Annotated in this window: 12 protein-coding genes; 7 read left to right on the top strand and 5 right to left on the bottom strand. The window is 72.4% G+C overall.

Translation table 11 applies throughout. From position 1 onward, the window contains the following. The first annotated feature begins 271 nt into the window (after positions 1–271). From BM165_RS22580 to BM165_RS22550, 7 genes are all read left to right on the top strand, one after another. Positions 272–1,792, top strand: a complete 1,521-nt coding sequence (locus tag BM165_RS22580) for a cation:proton antiporter (RefSeq protein WP_075015796.1) — start codon at positions 272–274, stop codon at positions 1,790–1,792. A 105-nt stretch (positions 1,793–1,897) separates the two neighbouring features. Continuing rightward, entirely contained in the window at positions 1,898–2,935 is a 1,038-nt protein-coding gene (locus BM165_RS22575) for a calcium:cation antiporter (protein ID WP_208976844.1), read from the top strand. 168 nt (positions 2,936–3,103) lie between these two features. Then, positions 3,104–3,811, top strand: a complete 708-nt coding sequence (locus BM165_RS22570; protein WP_075015795.1) for a hypothetical protein — start codon at positions 3,104–3,106, stop codon at positions 3,809–3,811. Between the two features lie 186 nt (positions 3,812–3,997). After that, positions 3,998–6,379, top strand: a complete 2,382-nt coding sequence (gene secD / locus BM165_RS22565) for a protein translocase subunit SecD (protein ID WP_208976843.1) — start codon at positions 3,998–4,000, stop codon at positions 6,377–6,379. A gap of 586 nt (positions 6,380–6,965) precedes the next feature. Continuing rightward, positions 6,966–8,390 (top strand): hemolysin family protein, encoded by a 1,425-nt coding sequence (locus BM165_RS22560; RefSeq protein ID WP_075015794.1) that lies wholly within the window; start codon positions 6,966–6,968, stop codon positions 8,388–8,390. Next, positions 8,387–9,436: a hemolysin family protein gene (locus tag BM165_RS22555; protein WP_075015793.1), complete on the top strand. Its 1,050-nt coding sequence runs from the start codon at positions 8,387–8,389 to the stop codon at positions 9,434–9,436. Before BM165_RS22560 ends, BM165_RS22555 begins: the two co-directional genes overlap by 4 nt. Positions 9,437–9,518: 82 nt before the next feature. Continuing rightward, positions 9,519–9,689 carry a CsbD family protein gene (locus tag BM165_RS22550; RefSeq protein WP_075015792.1) on the top strand — a complete coding sequence of 57 codons (171 nt, stop codon included), beginning with the start codon at positions 9,519–9,521 and terminating at the stop codon, positions 9,687–9,689. A 1,089-nt stretch (positions 9,690–10,778) separates the two neighbouring features. On the opposite strand, the gene BM165_RS24500 is transcribed toward BM165_RS22550, so the two are convergent. The 5 genes from BM165_RS24500 to BM165_RS22525 form a co-directional block, all read right to left on the bottom strand. Further along, a complete protein-coding gene (locus BM165_RS24500) occupies positions 10,779–11,048 on the bottom strand; it encodes a hypothetical protein (RefSeq protein ID WP_143108297.1) in 270 nt (89 codons plus the stop codon). A gap of 47 nt (positions 11,049–11,095) precedes the next feature. Beyond that, positions 11,096–11,461 carry a hypothetical protein gene (locus BM165_RS22540; RefSeq protein WP_075015791.1) on the bottom strand — a complete coding sequence of 122 codons (366 nt, stop codon included), beginning with the start codon at positions 11,459–11,461 and terminating at the stop codon, positions 11,096–11,098. Beyond that, positions 11,458–12,162: a hypothetical protein gene (locus BM165_RS22535; protein WP_075015790.1), complete on the bottom strand. Its 705-nt coding sequence runs from the start codon at positions 12,160–12,162 to the stop codon at positions 11,458–11,460. Before BM165_RS22535 ends, BM165_RS22540 begins: the two co-directional genes overlap by 4 nt. A 138-nt stretch (positions 12,163–12,300) precedes the next feature. Continuing rightward, on the bottom strand, positions 12,301–15,120 hold the full coding sequence (locus tag BM165_RS22530; RefSeq protein WP_075015789.1) for a winged helix-turn-helix domain-containing protein: 2,820 nt from the start codon (positions 15,118–15,120) through the stop codon (positions 12,301–12,303). 204 nt (positions 15,121–15,324) lie between these two features. Beyond that, positions 15,325–15,629: dihydrofolate reductase family protein (locus tag BM165_RS22525; protein ID WP_177225287.1), on the bottom strand; the 305-nt coding region annotated here is incomplete at its 5' end.

Here is a 15,629-nt window from a genome sequence, read left to right as displayed (position 1 = left end):
GCCTGGCGCGGCATCGCCACCCGCTACGACAAACACGCCACCGTCTTCCACGGCGCGGTCGTCTTCGCCTCGATCCTGCTCTGGCTACGGGATTGTGAGAGACGCGCCCTAGCCCCCATCGCCCTCATCGGTGGGCCGCCGAAATGGGTGCTGCCACGGATTCCGCCCACCATCGCGGCCGGTGAGGATCGAGCGCAGCCGGTGATCGGCAGACGGAGGAATCGTCCACGAGGAGGACGTCCACGGGGAGGACGTCCACGAGGAGGGCCGGGTGCACCACGTCGCCGAGGCACTCCTGGCTCTTGGCGGAGCTTTCCTCGTCTGCGGGCTGCTCGCCCGGGCCGGTGTGCCCATCGGGCTGCCGACCATCCCGTTGTTCATGCTGGCCGGGGTGCTGCTGGGGCCGAACACGCCGGGATTCGTCCTGGTGGGGGAGCCGGCGGATCTGGAGCTCGTCGCCCGCCTCGGGCTGGTGTTCCTCCTGTTTTATCTCGGGTTGGAGTTCTCCCTCTCCCAGCTCACCTCCGGTGGCCGGCGGTTGGCCACCGCGGCCGCGGTCTACCTGTGCCTGAACATCGGTGGCGGGCTGGCGCTGGGTTTCGCGTTGGGCTGGGGCACGTCGGAGGCGTTCGTGATCGCCGGCATCGTCGGCATCTCCTCGTCGGCCATCGTGACCAAGCTGCTGGTGGAGACCCGGCGGCTGGGCAATCCCGAGACGCGCGTGATCCTCGGGATCATCGTCATCGAGGACTTGTTCCTCGCCTTCTACCTGGCGCTGTTGCAGCCGGTGCTGGGCGGTGCCTCCGGGCTGCTCGAGGCCGCCCTGGGTGTGGGCGTCGCGTTCGCGTTCCTGCTCGTGCTGTCGGTGGTGGCGCGGCATGGCACCCGGTGGGTCAGCGCCCTGATGCGCACCAAGGACGAGGAGATCGTGGTCGTCCTGGCTCTGGGGTTGGCGATCACTACGGCCGGCGCCGGCGAGCAGCTGGGTGTCTCCGACGCCATCGGCGCGTTCATGATCGGCTTGATCCTGGCCTCCACCCCGACGGCTCCTCGGCTGCGGCAGCTGACGCATCCGTTGCGGGACGGCTTCGGTGCGATCTTCTTCTTCCACTTCGGCCTCACCATCGACATCGGCGACGTCCTGGCCGTGCTCCCGCAGATCCTCAGCGCCACGGGGACGACGGTCGTGCTGGCGGTCGTGGCCGGCATCGTCGCCGCCCGCCTGCACGGCCTCGGCCGACTCCAAGCGGCCAACATCGGCCTCACCGTGCTGACCCGTGGCGAGTTCTCCCTCGTCCTCGCCTCCCTGGCGTTGGCCGCCGGGCTCGATCCCCGGCTCGGCTCGTTCGCCGCCGGGTACGTCCTCGTCCTCGCCGTCCTCGGCCCCATCGCGGTCTACTCCTCACCGCGCCTGGCCCGCGGGATCCCCCAGCGCCTCCTCGCCGGCGCCCCGGCGCCGGCCGGGCGCTCCAACGGCGTTCCGCTCGACCTGGACGTCGGCACCTCGTCGCTGCATGAGCTGGGTACCGACCTCCTGCAGATCAGGGTCCTGCCCGGATCCCGCCTGCATGGCGTCTACATGAACGAACTCCGCCTGCCCGACGGTGCGACACCCGGACTGCTCGCGCGCGACGGGACCACCGCGGCGGTCGCACCCCACACGCGGCTGCGCACCGGAGACGTGCTGCTCGTCTTCACCCGACCCGAGCAGCGTCCAGACACCGAACGCCGCATCCTCGCCGTCCACCGCAGCGGCCGGCTCGCCCACTGGCTGGGAGACACCGGCACATGAGCGAACAACCGCATGGCAGCGTGACCGAACAGAGCGAGGAGGCCTGGTCGCCGTGACCCGCTCACCGGTGCTCACCTGGACCACCGTCTTGCCGGTCGCGGCGCTGTGGTCCTCGGCGCCACCTGGGGCCGAGAACTCGCGCTGGCGATCGCGGTCGTCGTGGCGCTGGTCCTGGCGGGGGCAGTGCTCGCCGCTGTCCACCACGCCGAGGTCGTGGCCCACCGGGTCGGGAAACCCTTCGGCTCCCCCGTCCTGGCGGTCGCCGTCACGGTCATCGAGGTGGCACTCATCGTCACGCTCATGGTGTCGGGCGGACCCGAGACGGCCACGCTGGCGCGCGACACCGTCTTCGCGGCAGTGATGATCACCTGCAACGGGATCGTCGGACTGTCCCTGCTGCTGGGCGCCATCCGCCACGGGCTCGCGGTGTTCAACGCCGAGGGCAGCGGAGCGGCGCTGGCCACCGTGGCGACCGTCGCCACGCTCGGCCTGGTCTTGCCGACCTTCACCACCAGCCGGCCGGGCCCCGAGTTCTCCCCGACGCAGCTGGCCTTCTCCGCGGTCGCCTCGCTCGTGCTGTACGCGGCGTTCGTGCTGAACCAGACCGTGCGTCACCGCGACTTCTTCCTCCCCGTGCCTACCTCCGGGACCGACGACTCGCCGGAGGAGCACGCGGCACCCCCCACGAGCCGAGCCGCTCTGACCAGCCTGGTCCTGCTGCTGATCGCCCTGGTCGCGGTCGTCGGGCTGGCGAAGGTCGAATCGCCGGCAATCGAGGCCGGTGTCGCAGCGGCGGGTTTCCCCCCGTCGTTCGTCGGCGTCGTCATCGCTCTGCTGGTCCTGCTGCCCGAGACGATCGCGGCGTCCCGGGCCGCGCTGCGCAACCGCCTGCAGATCAGCCTCAACCTCGCGTTCGGCTCGGCGCTGGCCAGCATCGGCCTGACCATCCCCACCATCGCCATCGCCTCGATCTGGCTGGAGGGTCCGCTGCTCCTGGGGCTGGGCTCCACCCAGATGGTCCTGCTCGCGCTCACCGTCGTCGTCGCAGCACTGACCGTGGTCCCCGGCCGGGCGACCCGACTGCAGGGCGCCGTGCACCTGGTGCTGCTCGCCGCCTTCCTCTTCCTCGCGGTGAACCCCTGACAAGTCACGGGAACCCGAGCACCCCCTACGTCGCCCTATGTGGGGACACCGCGGATGCCGCGCCGACGGGGCCTGCCACGAGCTCGCCCGGCTCGTGCGCGGAGGACCGCTACGCGCACCGACAGGGCACCCACGCGCCACGGGGGCGCCAGCTGACCGGAGCTGCTGGTGAACGGTGACCGTCCTTCTCCCACGCAGCGCTTCCTGCTGCGCTTGGCCGGCGCAGCGATCCTGATCCCCTACGTGGCGGTCGCGCTGTTCGGCTCCCTGTTCATGCGTCCCGTGACCCTGGCGCTCTGCGTGGTCGTCCTCGGCGCGCTCGGTGCCGCCGTCCGCTATGACATCCACCGGACGCTGGGGCGCAGGCCCGTCGAATGGCTCGGCCCGCTTCCTGCAGCCGCCATCGCAGGACTGTTCGCACCGTTCGCCAAGGGAGTCGAACAGTTCGGCGAAGCGGGGGGCTACCTGGTGCTCCTCCTGGTCGTCATGTTCACTCTCCTGTCGCTCCTCTGGGCGGACACCCTGCAGGTTCCCCCGGCATCGTCACGCACCGCGAGCAGACGAGCTCCGTCGACTGCTCAACCGCCCGAGCCGCCGGACCCGTCGTCGTCCCGCGATCTGTTGCAGGCCCTGTCCGTCAAGGACCTGATCGCCGAGTGGCGTAGGAGCGGCGAGCTGCTACGTCCTTCCTCCGGCGCTCCGCGGCACGCCGCCGCCCAGTGGCGGGAGGCGCTGCTGGAGGAGCTCCGCCGACGTGATCCGGGAGGATTCGACAACTGGCTGCTCGACGGGCTGCAACGGGGCCCCGAACACCACATCAGCACAGACCCCGACGACATGCCCGGCAACGGTCCCGGCCCGCTCCCCGGGCGCTGACCGACCCGTCCGGCTCCGTCCACCGCCGCCACCAGCAGGCTCCGCTCGAGGGCTGGACGAACTTCGCCCTCCCGCGCCCGACCAGTCGCACCACTCGAGTTGTAGCGCGCCGAGGACCCGTCATCGCCAGGTCCGCGCGCGACCGCCCTGTCCGCCTCGCTGAGGCCCTCTTCCTGGAGACGATCCGTGACCTCGCCATCCCAGCGCACCGGGAAGCCGTCGACCGGACGCACCCGTCCGCTGCTGGCTCGCGCCATCCTGTCGCTGGCCGTGCTGGTGGCGGCGACTGCCGCAGTGCTCACGTCGACACCGACCCTCGGGCTCGACCTGCGCGGCGGCACGCAGATCGTCCTCGAGGCGCAGGACTCCCCGACGGTGAACGCCGACGGCGAGGCCACCGACCGGGCACTGGAGGTCCTGCGGCGGCGGGTCGACGCCCTCGGTGTGGCCGAGCCGACCCTGGTCCGATCCGGGGAGGACCGCATCGTCATCGAGCTACCCGGGCTGACCGAGCCGCGCGAGGCGGTCGAGGTGATCGGTAAGACCGCCCAGCTGGCCTTCCACCCGGTGCTCGGTGTGGCAGCCGCCGCCGGAGACGCAGGGGCCCCGGAGGAGGGCGCCCCGGGTGCGCCGATCGTGCTGCCCGACGAGGACGGCGTCCCGGTGCGCCTGGGGCCGGCGGCGCTGACCGGTGAGGGAGTGCAGGAGGCCGCGGCGGGGATCGACCTGCAGGGCGCCGGCGGCTGGTACGTCACCGTCGAGTTCACCGGCGCGGGGCAGACTGCGTGGGAGCAGCTGACCGGGCAGGCCGCCTGTGCTCCGCCGGGCGACCCGACCCGCCGGGTGGCGATCGTGCTCGACGAGGAGGTCATCTCCTCGCCGCAGGTCGATCCGGGGGTTCCCTGCGGCGTGGGCATCACCGGCGGCAGCACCCAGATCACCGGCCAGTTCTCCGAGGACCAGGCGCAGGACCTCGCCGCGCTGGTGCAGGGCGGCGCGCTGCCGGTGCCGGTCGAGGTCATCGAGCAGCGCACCGTCGGGCCCACGCTCGGCGCCGCCGCGATCGACGCCAGCGTGCGGGCCGTGCTCCTGGGCGTCGCTGCGACGGCGGTGTTCATCGTCGCGGCCTACCGCCTCATGGGTCTGCTCGCCGTGGTCGCGTTGCTCTGCTACGCACTGATCACCTACGCGGCCCTGCTGACGCTCGGCGCCACCATCACCCTTCCCGGACTGGCCGGGTTCGTGCTCGCGGTGGGCATGGCCGTCGATGCCAACGTCCTGGTCTACGAGCGGGCCCGCGAGGAGTACGCCCAGCGCGGACGGTCGCTGCGCAGCGCGGTCACCACCGGCTTTCGGCGTGCGCTGTCAGCCATCGCCGACTCGAACGTCACCACCCTGCTCGCAGCGGGACTCCTGTTCTTCCTCGCCTCCGGACCCGTCCGCGGCTTCGGCGTCACCCTGACCGTCGGGGTGCTCGCCTCGATGTTCTCGGCCCTGGTCATCACCCGCGTGCTCGCCGAACTGGCCGCCACCGGCCGGCTGCTCAACCGCCGGCCCCAGCTGACCGGACTGCACACCCTCGGCCGGGTACGCAGCCGGCTGGCCGGCCGGAACTGGCGGCTGTATGCGCAGCCCCGACGCTGGCTGACCATCTCGCTGCTCGTCGTCCTCCTCGCCGGCGCGGGGACCGCTGTGCGGGGCCTGCAGCTTGGCGTTGAGTTCACCGGCGGGCGCAGCATCCAGTACGCCACCGGCGCGCCACTGGACCCCGACGACGCGCGCCAGGCCGTGAGCACCGCCGGCTTTCCGGGCGCGGTCGTGCAGCAGGCCGAGGAGGGCGACGTGCGGGTGCGAACCGGCCCGATCGACGACGCCGAGCAGGAGGCGATCCGCGACGCCCTCGCTGCAGCCGCCGGGAGCGCCGAGGTGGTCAGCGACGAGCTGATCGGCCCGACGCTCGGGGCGGAGTTGCGGCGCAACGCGCTCATCGCGCTCGGCGTGGCGCTGGCCGCGCAGCTGGCCTACCTCGCCGTCCGGTTCCGCTGGACCTACAGCGCCGGCGCTGTCGGCGCGCTGCTCGCCAACGTCGTCGTGGTGGTCGGGGCGTTCGCCTGGACCGGCCGCACCGCTGACGGGGTGTTCCTCGCCGCCGTGCTCACCGTCGTCGGCTACACGGTCAACGACTCGGTGGTCGTCTTCGACCGGATCCGGGAGACCCGGGACCATCAGCGCGGGCAGGCGTTTCCCGCCGTCGCCGCCCGCGCGGTCCTGCAGACCATGCCGCGCACGATCAACACCGGGGCATCCACCCTGTTGGTGCTCACCGCGCTACTCGTCCTCGGTGGGGACTCCCTCGCTGACTTCGCGCTCGCCCTCATCCTCGGCATCGTTGCCGGCACCATCTCGACGGTGTCTGTTGCCGTCCCGTTCACCGTGGCACTGGACCGGCGCTGGCCGCCGCGCCCTGAGCAGCTCACCGCCACCGCTCGCCGGTCCTCCGGTGACCGCGGGAGGAGCGGCGCGGTGGTCCGAGGCAGTCTCTTTGAGACCAGTGAGGCCGTGTGGTGAGCGCACGGCCCCGCTCCTGCGCAGCCCGTCTCAGCGCTTCGAGTACAACGCTGCACCCCTTCGGTACGCGCAGCGCACCGGCGGATGCCGATCTCTCGAGGCTGGCCACGTCACCTCGGCGGCCCCTCGCGGAAACTCGTCACAAGGAGTTCCTGGCCGCCGAGTGCAAAAGGTGTGTGCCACTTCGTCTATCGCTTCGCCAGTGCCGTCGACGCGGCTCAGCGAGTCGCCAGCAGGGCCGTTGACGGCCCTCGTCATCGATGCTGCCGCCGCGGTTTCGGTCCGGCTGACGACAGTGGAACAGCTGACGGGGCGGGCGGCGGCATCCGTGCCCGAGAGAGGGTGCCGGCGCGCCTCGCCGTTCACGGGCCGGCAGCGCCGGGACGGGCACGACGCGGACCAGCGGGGGCGACGGCCGGCTCACCCGCACTGGCCTCGGAGACTGCGCTCGCCGGAACGCGATCCGCCCCTGCCGCGTTCGACTGTCGGGGCCGCCTGCCCCGACCCCTCCGTCGAAGAGAGCCATGAGCACCGATCACAGTCCCCAGGCCACGTGTCCCCAGCAGGCTGAGGGGGTGCGTGGCCGGTGACCGAGGTCCTCTCACTGCTGCTCGGTGTGGTCGTCGTCCTGGCGATCACCGTGGTCACTGGGTACTTCGTGGCCCAGGAGTTCGCCTACATGGCGGTCGACCGCTCCGCCTTGGCCGCGCGGGCCGACATCGGTGACACCCCGGCCAAGCGCGCCCTCGGGGTCACCCGCCGTACCTCGTTCATGCTCTCGGGCGCCCAGCTGGGCATCACCGTCACCGGGCTGCTGGTCGGCTACGTCGCCGAGCCGCTGATCGGTGAGTCCCTGGGCGCGCTGCTCGGGGGGGTCGGCATCCCGACCGCAGTGGGCGTCGGCATCGGTGCGTTCTTCGCGCTGCTGTTCTCCACCGTCGTGCAGATGCTGTTCGGTGAGCTGTTCCCGAAGAACCTCGCCATCGCCCGCCCGGAGCCGGTCGCCCGCTGGCTGGCCGCCTCCACCACCGCCTACCTGAAGGTCTTCGGGTGGCTCATCTGGGTCTTCGACCAATCGTCGAACCTGCTGCTGCGGGCGCTCAAGATCGAGCCGGTGCACGATGTCGAGCACGCCGCGACCGCCCGCGACCTCGAGCACATCGTCGAGGAGTCCCGGGACAGCGGCGACCTGCCGGCGGAGTTGTCGATGATGCTCGACAGGATCCTGGACTTCCCCAACCGCGACGTCGAGCACGCGATGATCCCGCGGCCCCGGGTGGGCACCGTCGCCGACGACGACACCATCGGCCACCTCCGCGATCTGATGGCGCACGGCCACTCCCGCTACCCGGTCCTGGAGGCCGAGACGGGCGACGTGATCGGGGTCGTCCACCTGGCCGACCTGCTGACCACCACCGAGCCCGACAGCGCACCGATGACCGCGATCGCCCGCGAGTGCCTGGTCGTCTCCACGTTCACCTCGCTGCCCGAGGCGCTGCGCCAGCTCGACGAGAGCAACAACCAGATGGCCTGCGTCATCGACGAGTACGGCGGCTTCGCCGGCGTCATCACCTTGGAGGACCTCGCCGAGGAACTGGTCGGAGAGATCACCGACGAGCACGACGCTGACGTCGACCCCGCCTACGTGCCTGTCGAGGGGGACGGCGTGTGGGAGATGCCCGGGGACGTGCACGTCGACGAAGTCGAGCGCTCACTCGGCGTCGACCTACCCCGCGGGGACTACGAGACGATCGCCGGGCTGGTCATCGCCGTGTTCGGCGGGCTGCCCGAACCGGGCACCACGCTGACCGTCGAGCTGCCGCCCGATCCCGGAGACCTGGTCCACGAGGACGAGCCCGTCGCCCGCCTGCTCCAGGCACAAGTCCTCGCCGTGGAGCGGCACGTGCCCTCCCGCGTCCGCCTGGAACTACCCGAGCGCGCGGGAACCTCCGGCGCCATCGACACCGGCGCAACCAGCGCCACCCTCACGTCCGAGGAGATCTCCCGATGAGCGACAGCCCGTGGGTGGTCGTCGCCGCCACCGTGGTCATCGTCGCCCTCAGTGCGTTCTTCGTGGCCGTCGAGTTCGCCGCGCTGGCCGCGAAGCGACACCGGCTGGAGGAGGCCGCGCCGACCAGCCGGTCGGCGCGGGCCGCCCTGCGCAACTCGTCGGAGCTGACGCTGCTGCTGGCCGGCTCGCAGCTGGGCATCACCGCTGCCACCCTCGCCCTGGGGGCGATCAGCAAGCCGGCAGTGCACCACTGGCTCACCCCGCTGTTCGAGACGTGGGGACTGCCGCTGGTCGCCGCCGACGTCGTCGGCTTCGTCCTCGCGCTGCTGATCGTCACCTTCATCCACCTCGTGGTCGGCGAGATGGCTCCGAAGTCCTGGGCGATCGCTCACCCGGAGCGCTCGGCCACCCTGCTGGCAGGACCCATGCGGGCCTTCATGGCGGTGTTCCGGCCGCTCCTGCGGGCGCTCAACGCCGCAGCCAACTCCCTGGTCCGGGCGGTCGGGGTCGAGCCGTCCGACGAGCTCGCGGTCGGGCACAGTCCCGACGCACTGCGCCACCTGGTGGAGCACTCGGCCAACGTCGGCGCGCTCGACGCCGGCTTCTCCGCGCAGATCTCCGGCGCACTCGAGCTCGAGCGCCTCACCGTGCGCGAACTGCTCGGCTCGGGCTCCCGTCCGACCGGTGTCCGCACCGCCGCGACCGTCGGCGAGGTCCGAGGGGCCACCCATCGCTCGGGACACCTGCGGATCCTGCTCGGCGCGGCCGACGGCGAGGAGATCACCGGCGTGGTCCACGTCCGCGACACCCTCACCGCACCCGACGAAGCGCCGGCCGCACCGCTCGCCCGCCCCGTGTTCGCCCTCGGGGCCGACACCACCGTGCACGCGGCGCTCAAGGCGATGCGCGAGACCCGCAACCACCTCGCCGTCATCACCGATCGCGGCCCGGACGGCGGCGCCGGTGCCGGGGCAGTCATCGGCGTCATCACGCTGTCCGACGTGCTCCGCCGGCTGTTCCCCCAGCCGGAGGCGACCGCGGCGTGAACCGCCGTGCGGCCGGCCTCGGTTCTGGGAACGACACCCGCCGGTATCGCATGCTGCCTCCCGCGGCGGGTAGGACATCGGTATGAGCAACGAGGACAAGATCAGCAACAAGGTCGAAGAGCTGGCCGGCAAGGGCAAGGAGGCGGCCGGGCGGGCTACCGACGATCCCGACCTGGAGGCTGAGGGCAAGGGTGACCAGGCCAAGGGCAACCTCAAGCAGGCCGGCGAGAAGGTCAAGGACGTCTTCAAGTAGGCCCGTCGAGCAGGCGCCGCGGGACAAGGCGCCGTAGCAAGTCGACGGTCCTGCAGGATCGGTCCGGCGGTGACGCGCCGGACCGATCGGCGCCCCTCCCGTCGGTCTCAGGGGTGAGCTGCTCGCGGATGTCCGCCTGCGTTCGAGGGTGGTGAGCGAGAGCCACCACCTCTCGTGCAGCGATGCCCGACGGGCACGTCGACCCTCCAGTCCGGTGATCGGCCGTCGGGCCGGTGGCGCAAAGGTGCTGCCCACACCCCACTTTGCGCGTATGGCCTGGCGCCGATCTCGACATGAGCGTTCCAGCCGCTCGGGAGGCTTACGACGCACCTACGACGCACTCACAACAGCAATTTGTAGTTATTGGTAAACGATAACCAACCAGCGAATCGATCCTGACCTGGGCTTTCGTTCACGACCATCTTCCACCGATACCTCTGAGGTGATTTCGCAGGGTTGTTGGTTCGAGTCCAATCGGGGGAGCAACATCCCAGGTCAGCGCCTGACACGGACTGCATGCCGTGGCCCGCGACCAACTTGCGACCACCAAGCGAGCGGACCGGCCGCGTCGGGTGAGTGGACGGCCAGGACCTGGTGGCGTCGCGGCGGCCGACCTCCCCGGGCACGGACCGGGGTCGGGGGCGGGTTCGCAGTGCCTCACCGCGCCCTGATGCGGACACGCTCCGGGGCACACCCGTGAGGACTCGAACAGCCGGCGCCGGATCAGGTCGGCCAGATGTGGTCGGGCATCCGCGCAGCACGATCGCCCGCGGGTCGGCAGATCGCTCGAGCGGACGTGACCGTGGCCGTGGCCGTGGCCGCCCATCGTCCTGCCCGACGTCGCGGTCGGCGGCTGCGTCCTCGATGGCCGCATGCACCCCGGTCGTACCGCGATGGACCATCTCCGGGCCACCGCCGCCATCAGCCGCGTCCCTGTCGTCCGGGCCGCGCAGGTCCTGGCCGAGGTCGGACTGGAGACGGCAGCCGATCCGCGGGCCGGCAAGTCCTCCCTCGGCATGCGGCAGCGCCTCGGGCTGGCCATCGCCGCGCGCCAGCCGGCCTTGCAGCGCTGGTCCCTCGTGCGGCGGGTCAGCGGCGTTCCTGGCCGCCCAGATCCCGCGGATGCTCGGTCCCGGCTGCTCCACCGGCGCCATCGAGGGCGCGCAGCGTCAGCAGGGGGACGCCGAGGTCGCGGATCCGGGCGAGGACACCGTGCAGTTGCGCCTGGTCGATGACCGGCCCGGTCAAGCTGGTGGTGCCATCGTCGAGGCGGACCAAGGCGAGGTCGTCGAGGGTGGCGGCCCAGTGATCGTCGAGGTGACCCACGACCTGGATCTCGTACGTCGCGGGGCCGGTCACGGTCGGGCGGGTCTGGCCCGGGCCGGCGGGGCTCGACGTGGGGCAGTTCATGTCGGTGCCCCCACTGGCGCGCTGTCGGTCGTGGTCGTGCTGCGTGAGTGGCGACGCCGGATGCCGGGCACCAACCGGACCGCCCCCACCTGGACGAACACTGCGGCGCCGATGACGTGGACGGCGAGGGCGGCCGGGAGGCCGGTGAACCGGTCGTCGGCCGGGACCAGGTCGGGTCCGCCGGCGAGCTGGACGACCCGGAGCGAGCCGGCCGCGAGCGGCCTGGGGGACAGCGCCACCAGCGCGGCCGTGGCCGGCCAGCCCCGAGGCTGGCCGGCCGGCAGGTCCCGCGGGCGCGTCGACTCCCCACCGGACGAGATCCGGCGGGGGGTCGACCGGGCGATCCGTTGCCGGGTGGTCATCGGACCGCGGGCTGCTCGGCCGGGCTGACGGCCATGGCGGTGGCGGGGAACGTGGCGGGGCTGGTCTGGCGGCCATCGCGGGGGTTGCGCCACAGGGACACGCCCAAGGCGATGAGCGCGAGGCCCGCGGGGACGGCGAGCGGCCGGTTGAACGACTCGGGCAGGACGGCGAGCGCGGCGGTGGCGGCGGTGCTGATGGCGAGCAGGGCGGCCGCCCAACGGGTGAGGACGCCGGTGCGGAACAGGGCGAGGCCGAAGAGGAGACCGCCGACGATGTAGCCGGCCCCGGCGACGTTGAGCAGGGTCTGCACTCCGCCGATGTCACCGTTCGGCGTTCCGCCGTTGGCGGCGGTGACGACGTCGTCGACGAACCCGGGCTCGCTGTCGACCAGGTTGGGCAGGACGGCGGCCGCGATGACCTCGACGCAGAGGAGGGCCAGGTACCCGACCGCGAACACGAGGTAGCCGACCAGGCCGAGGACGCCGGCCTTGCGGTACTGGCGCAGGTACATGCCGGTGATGCCCGCGAGCGCCAGCGCCGCCATCGCGGACTTGGCGCCGCTGCGTGCCATCCACTGGGTGGTCTCGGTGGTGAAGGAGTCGGAGGACGGGTGGCCGATCTGGACGGCGATGAAGATGGCTCCGGCGACCGCGGCTGCGGCGCCCGCGGCCTTGGTCAGGCCGGTGGCGGTGATGTCCATGGCGAGCTCCTCGTCCCGGTGCCGGGCGGGTGTCCGGCGATGTCGGAGACGCTAGGAGCCCGGTGGGCGGGTCCACGTCACATGATCATGTGACCGCCTTGGTGATTCCACCAGGGTGGCTCGGCCCCGTGGTCCCGGCTACCGCGGCGGGGCCTGCAGCATGCCGAGCTCGTCTGCGCGGCTGACCGCAGCCCGCCGGGTGTTCGCGTCGAGCTTGGTGAAGATGTGCCGGGTGTGGGTCCGGAACGTGTTGACCGACATGAACAGCCGGCCGGCGATGTCGGGGCCGGTCAGGTCGGTCGCCAGCAGCCGGAGCACCTCGACCTCCCGCTCGCTCAGCGGCTCCTGGCTCCCGAGTGCCGGTGGGCGAGTGGGAGAGGGGTCGTCCTGCTGGCGCTCGGCCGCCCGGAGCAACGCCGCTGCCTCTGCCGAGCCGAGCAGGTCGGGGCGTCCGGCGGCCGCCCGGAGCAGCTCGCCCATCGCGGGTCCCTCGTCGAGGAACAGCCGGCGGTACCCGACCGGGACGCCCGCCCGCAGCGCGCGACCCAGGTCTGCGAGCGCGGCGTCCCGATCGCTGTGGCGGTGCGCGAGGGACCGCACCAGCAGGGCCTCGACGAGGCTGCCGCCACGATCCGCTGCCTCGGCGGCGGCCACGATCCGGTCCAGCAGCGCGCGGGGGGACTCGAGGGTCCTCGGTCGTGGGGCGGCGCGGTGCTGCGCGATGAGCAGACGGGCGAGCGTGAGCTGGTCGTACTCGGCCGAGTAGTCGGACGGGCCGTCGGGGGTCACGTGGTGGGCGCGTGCCCACGCCGCGGCGTCCTCCAGCCGTCCCTGCGCGATGTGGACCCGCGCCCGACTGGCGGGGATGGGACGCACGTCGGGGAAGTAGCCGGGCAGGTACAGCGACTCCGCCTGCTCCAGCATGCCGACGGCGCCGTCCAGGTCGCCGCGTGCCACCAGTAGTCCGGCCATGGCGGTGTACCAGCGGTGTCGGTTCTCCGGCAGCGACGCTCGCTCGCCGAGTTCGCGCGCCATCTCCAGGTGCTTCGCGGCGGCGTCCAGGTCGCCGTGTTCTCGCAGCACGTCGGCGAGGCCGACGTGCAGGTCCCCGGTCGTGGACAACACCGGGCCCGGATGGGCGGCTGCCGTGCGGAGGGCTCGCGCGTGGAGTCGCCGCGCCCGGTCGGGCTGTCCGCGGGCGAGCCACATGGTGGCCAGGACGACGGTCGTGCCGAGCTCGTCGGTGACGTTGCCGGCGGCGTGCAGGCTCCGCACGGCCTCGCTGAAGGTGTCCACCGCTGCAGGTAGGTCGCCGGCGGCCCACGCGGCCAGGCCGAGGAACCCGGCTCCGCCGGACCGGGCGACGTGGTCGGCCGGTCCGGCCAGGTCCAGGGCGCGGCGGGCGTGCGCAATGGTCCCTGCGACGTCACCGCCGGCCTGAGCGAGTGCGGCGCGGTACACGGCGGCCTGCGCCGGCAGGGCCCGGAGCTCCTCCTCCCGGGCGCGGGCCGCATTGGCCAGTCGGCCCGCGAGGGGCCCGCCCGCCGCAGGTTCGAGCGCCGTCGTCCGGAGTGCCGCGTCAGCATCGTCGAGCCAGCGCCCGGCTCCCTCCAGGTCGCCCTCGGACAGTCGCGCCGGCGCCATCTGCGCGGCGAGGAGCGCGCGGCCGCGGAGGACGTCGTCGGGGAGGGCGTTGAGCCAAGCGCGCAGGGTCCGGTCCTGCCGCCGCTGGCGGGCCTCCGGCAGAGCCAGTTCCAGGAGGTCGGCCACGTGCTCGACATCGCCTGCGGCCAGGGCGTGGCTGATCGCGTCGCTCAGCGTCCCGTGGTGGACGTGCCAGTCACTGGCTGCCCGGTGCAGGCTGCGGACCCGTCCGGGGCTCTCGGCCAGGAGTCGGGCGCGCAGCGCGTCGACGAACAGGTGCTGGTAGCGGAACCACTGTCGCTGGTCGTCGAGCGGGACCAGGAACAGGTTGCCGCGCTCGAGGGTCTCCAGCAGCCGTTGCCCGTCGCTACCGCCGGTGAGCGCGTCGCACAACGGCCCGGTGAGCTGATCGAGGACCGACGTGTCGAGGAGGAAGGTGCGCACGTCCTCGGGTTGGGTGGCCAGGACCTCCTCGAGCAGGTAGTCGAGGACGAACCGACTGCTGCCGGTGAACGCCTCGACGAACGCCGCGGTCTCATCGGCTGCCGGGTGGCCGGAGCCGGCGGTGGTGTGGCCGCGGACCGAGAGGGCTGCGAGCTGCAGGCCGGCCGCCCAGCCCTCGGTCCGGTTCTCCAGGGCCGCCACCTGGGCGGGTGCGAGCCCGAGGCCCATCACGTGGTTGAGGAAGACATCGGCCTCTTCCGCGGTGAACCGCAGGTCGGCGGCGCGGACCTCGAGCAGCTCCCCACGGGCCCGCAGGCGTGACAGCGGTAGGGGCGGGTCCGCACGCGTCGTCATGACCACGGTGACCTGGGGCGGCAGGTGGTCGAGCAGGAAGGCGACCGCATGGTGGATCTCGGGGTCGTCGACGAGGTGGTAGTCGTCGAGGGCGACGGCGGTGGCGCCGGCGAGTGCATCGAGGTCGTTGACGAGGCTGGCCACGACGTCCTCGACCGGGAGGGTGCGGTCGGTGTCCATCAGCGCCAGCGCCTCGGCCCCCACCTCCGGGCAGGCGGCCTCGAGCGCAGCCACGAGGTGGGTGAGGAAGACACGCAGGTGGGCGTCGGCCGCATCGAGGGACAGCCACGCCACCCGCAGGGCGTGCGGTGCCTGGCCCGTGTCGCGGTCCTCGACCCGGCCCGGCGTCAGCCACTGGGTCACCAGGGTCGTCTTCCCGTACCCGGCGGGGGCCGAGACGAGTACCAGCCGCGGCATCGTCGTCGGGTTCGCGCGGAACTCGACATCGAGCCGCTCGCGGGAGACGAGTTGGCGGCGCGGACTCGGGGCGCGCAGCTTGGTGCCCGAGAGCGGCATCCGGCCAGCGTAGGTGAGCGGGGTGCGGACGTACCGGGACCGCGGCGGCTCGACGACCGTGCCGGCTCCTGCACTGCGGCTGCCCGCGGCTCAGCGGGTCCGTCGTCCGGAGTTCGGGTGGTCAGCGAGCTCCTCTGACCGGGAGGATCGAGGCGGCTCCGGCGAGGGCGCCCGCGCCCGCGACGCTGGACAGCGGCCGGGCACTCAGCGCCTGGTCTCGTACCTGGCCAGGAGCACGCCGCCGGGGAACGTCCGGGTCTCCACCAGGGTCAGGTCCACCCAGTGGTCCAGGGCCGTGAAGAACGGCGTGCCGCCGCCCACCAGGACCGGGTGGGTGACGACCGCGTACTCGTCGATCAGCCCGGCCCGCATCGCCGCCGCGGCGAGGGTGGCGCCGCCGACGTCCATCGGACCGCCGTCCTCGGTCTTGAGCCGGGTGATCTCGGGAACCGCGTCGCCGGTCACCAGGCGGGCCCCGTCGACCGCGCTGGTCGTGGAGGAGAACACCA

The organism is Geodermatophilus obscurus (assembly GCF_900115395.1).
In the GTDB taxonomy this organism is placed as follows: domain Bacteria; phylum Actinomycetota; class Actinomycetes; order Mycobacteriales; family Geodermatophilaceae; genus Geodermatophilus; species Geodermatophilus obscurus_B.
This window is presented reverse-complemented; position numbering and strand designations above follow the sequence as displayed.

Bases quoted from the DNA above. Each gene is read 5' to 3' on its own strand.
- BM165_RS22530 (WP_075015789.1), bottom strand. From the start codon at position 15,120: ATGCCGCTCTCGGGCACCAAGCTGCGCGCCCCGAGTCCGCGCCGCCAA.
- BM165_RS22555 (WP_075015793.1), top strand. From the start codon at position 8,387: ATGAGCGACAGCCCGTGGGTGGTCGTCGCCGCCACCGTGGTCATCGTC.
- BM165_RS22540 (WP_075015791.1), bottom strand. From the start codon at position 11,461: ATGACCACCCGGCAACGGATCGCCCGGTCGACCCCCCGCCGGATCTCG.
- BM165_RS22550 (WP_075015792.1), top strand. From the start codon at position 9,519: ATGAGCAACGAGGACAAGATCAGCAACAAGGTCGAAGAGCTGGCCGGC.
- BM165_RS22535 (WP_075015790.1), bottom strand. From the start codon at position 12,162: ATGGACATCACCGCCACCGGCCTGACCAAGGCCGCGGGCGCCGCAGCC.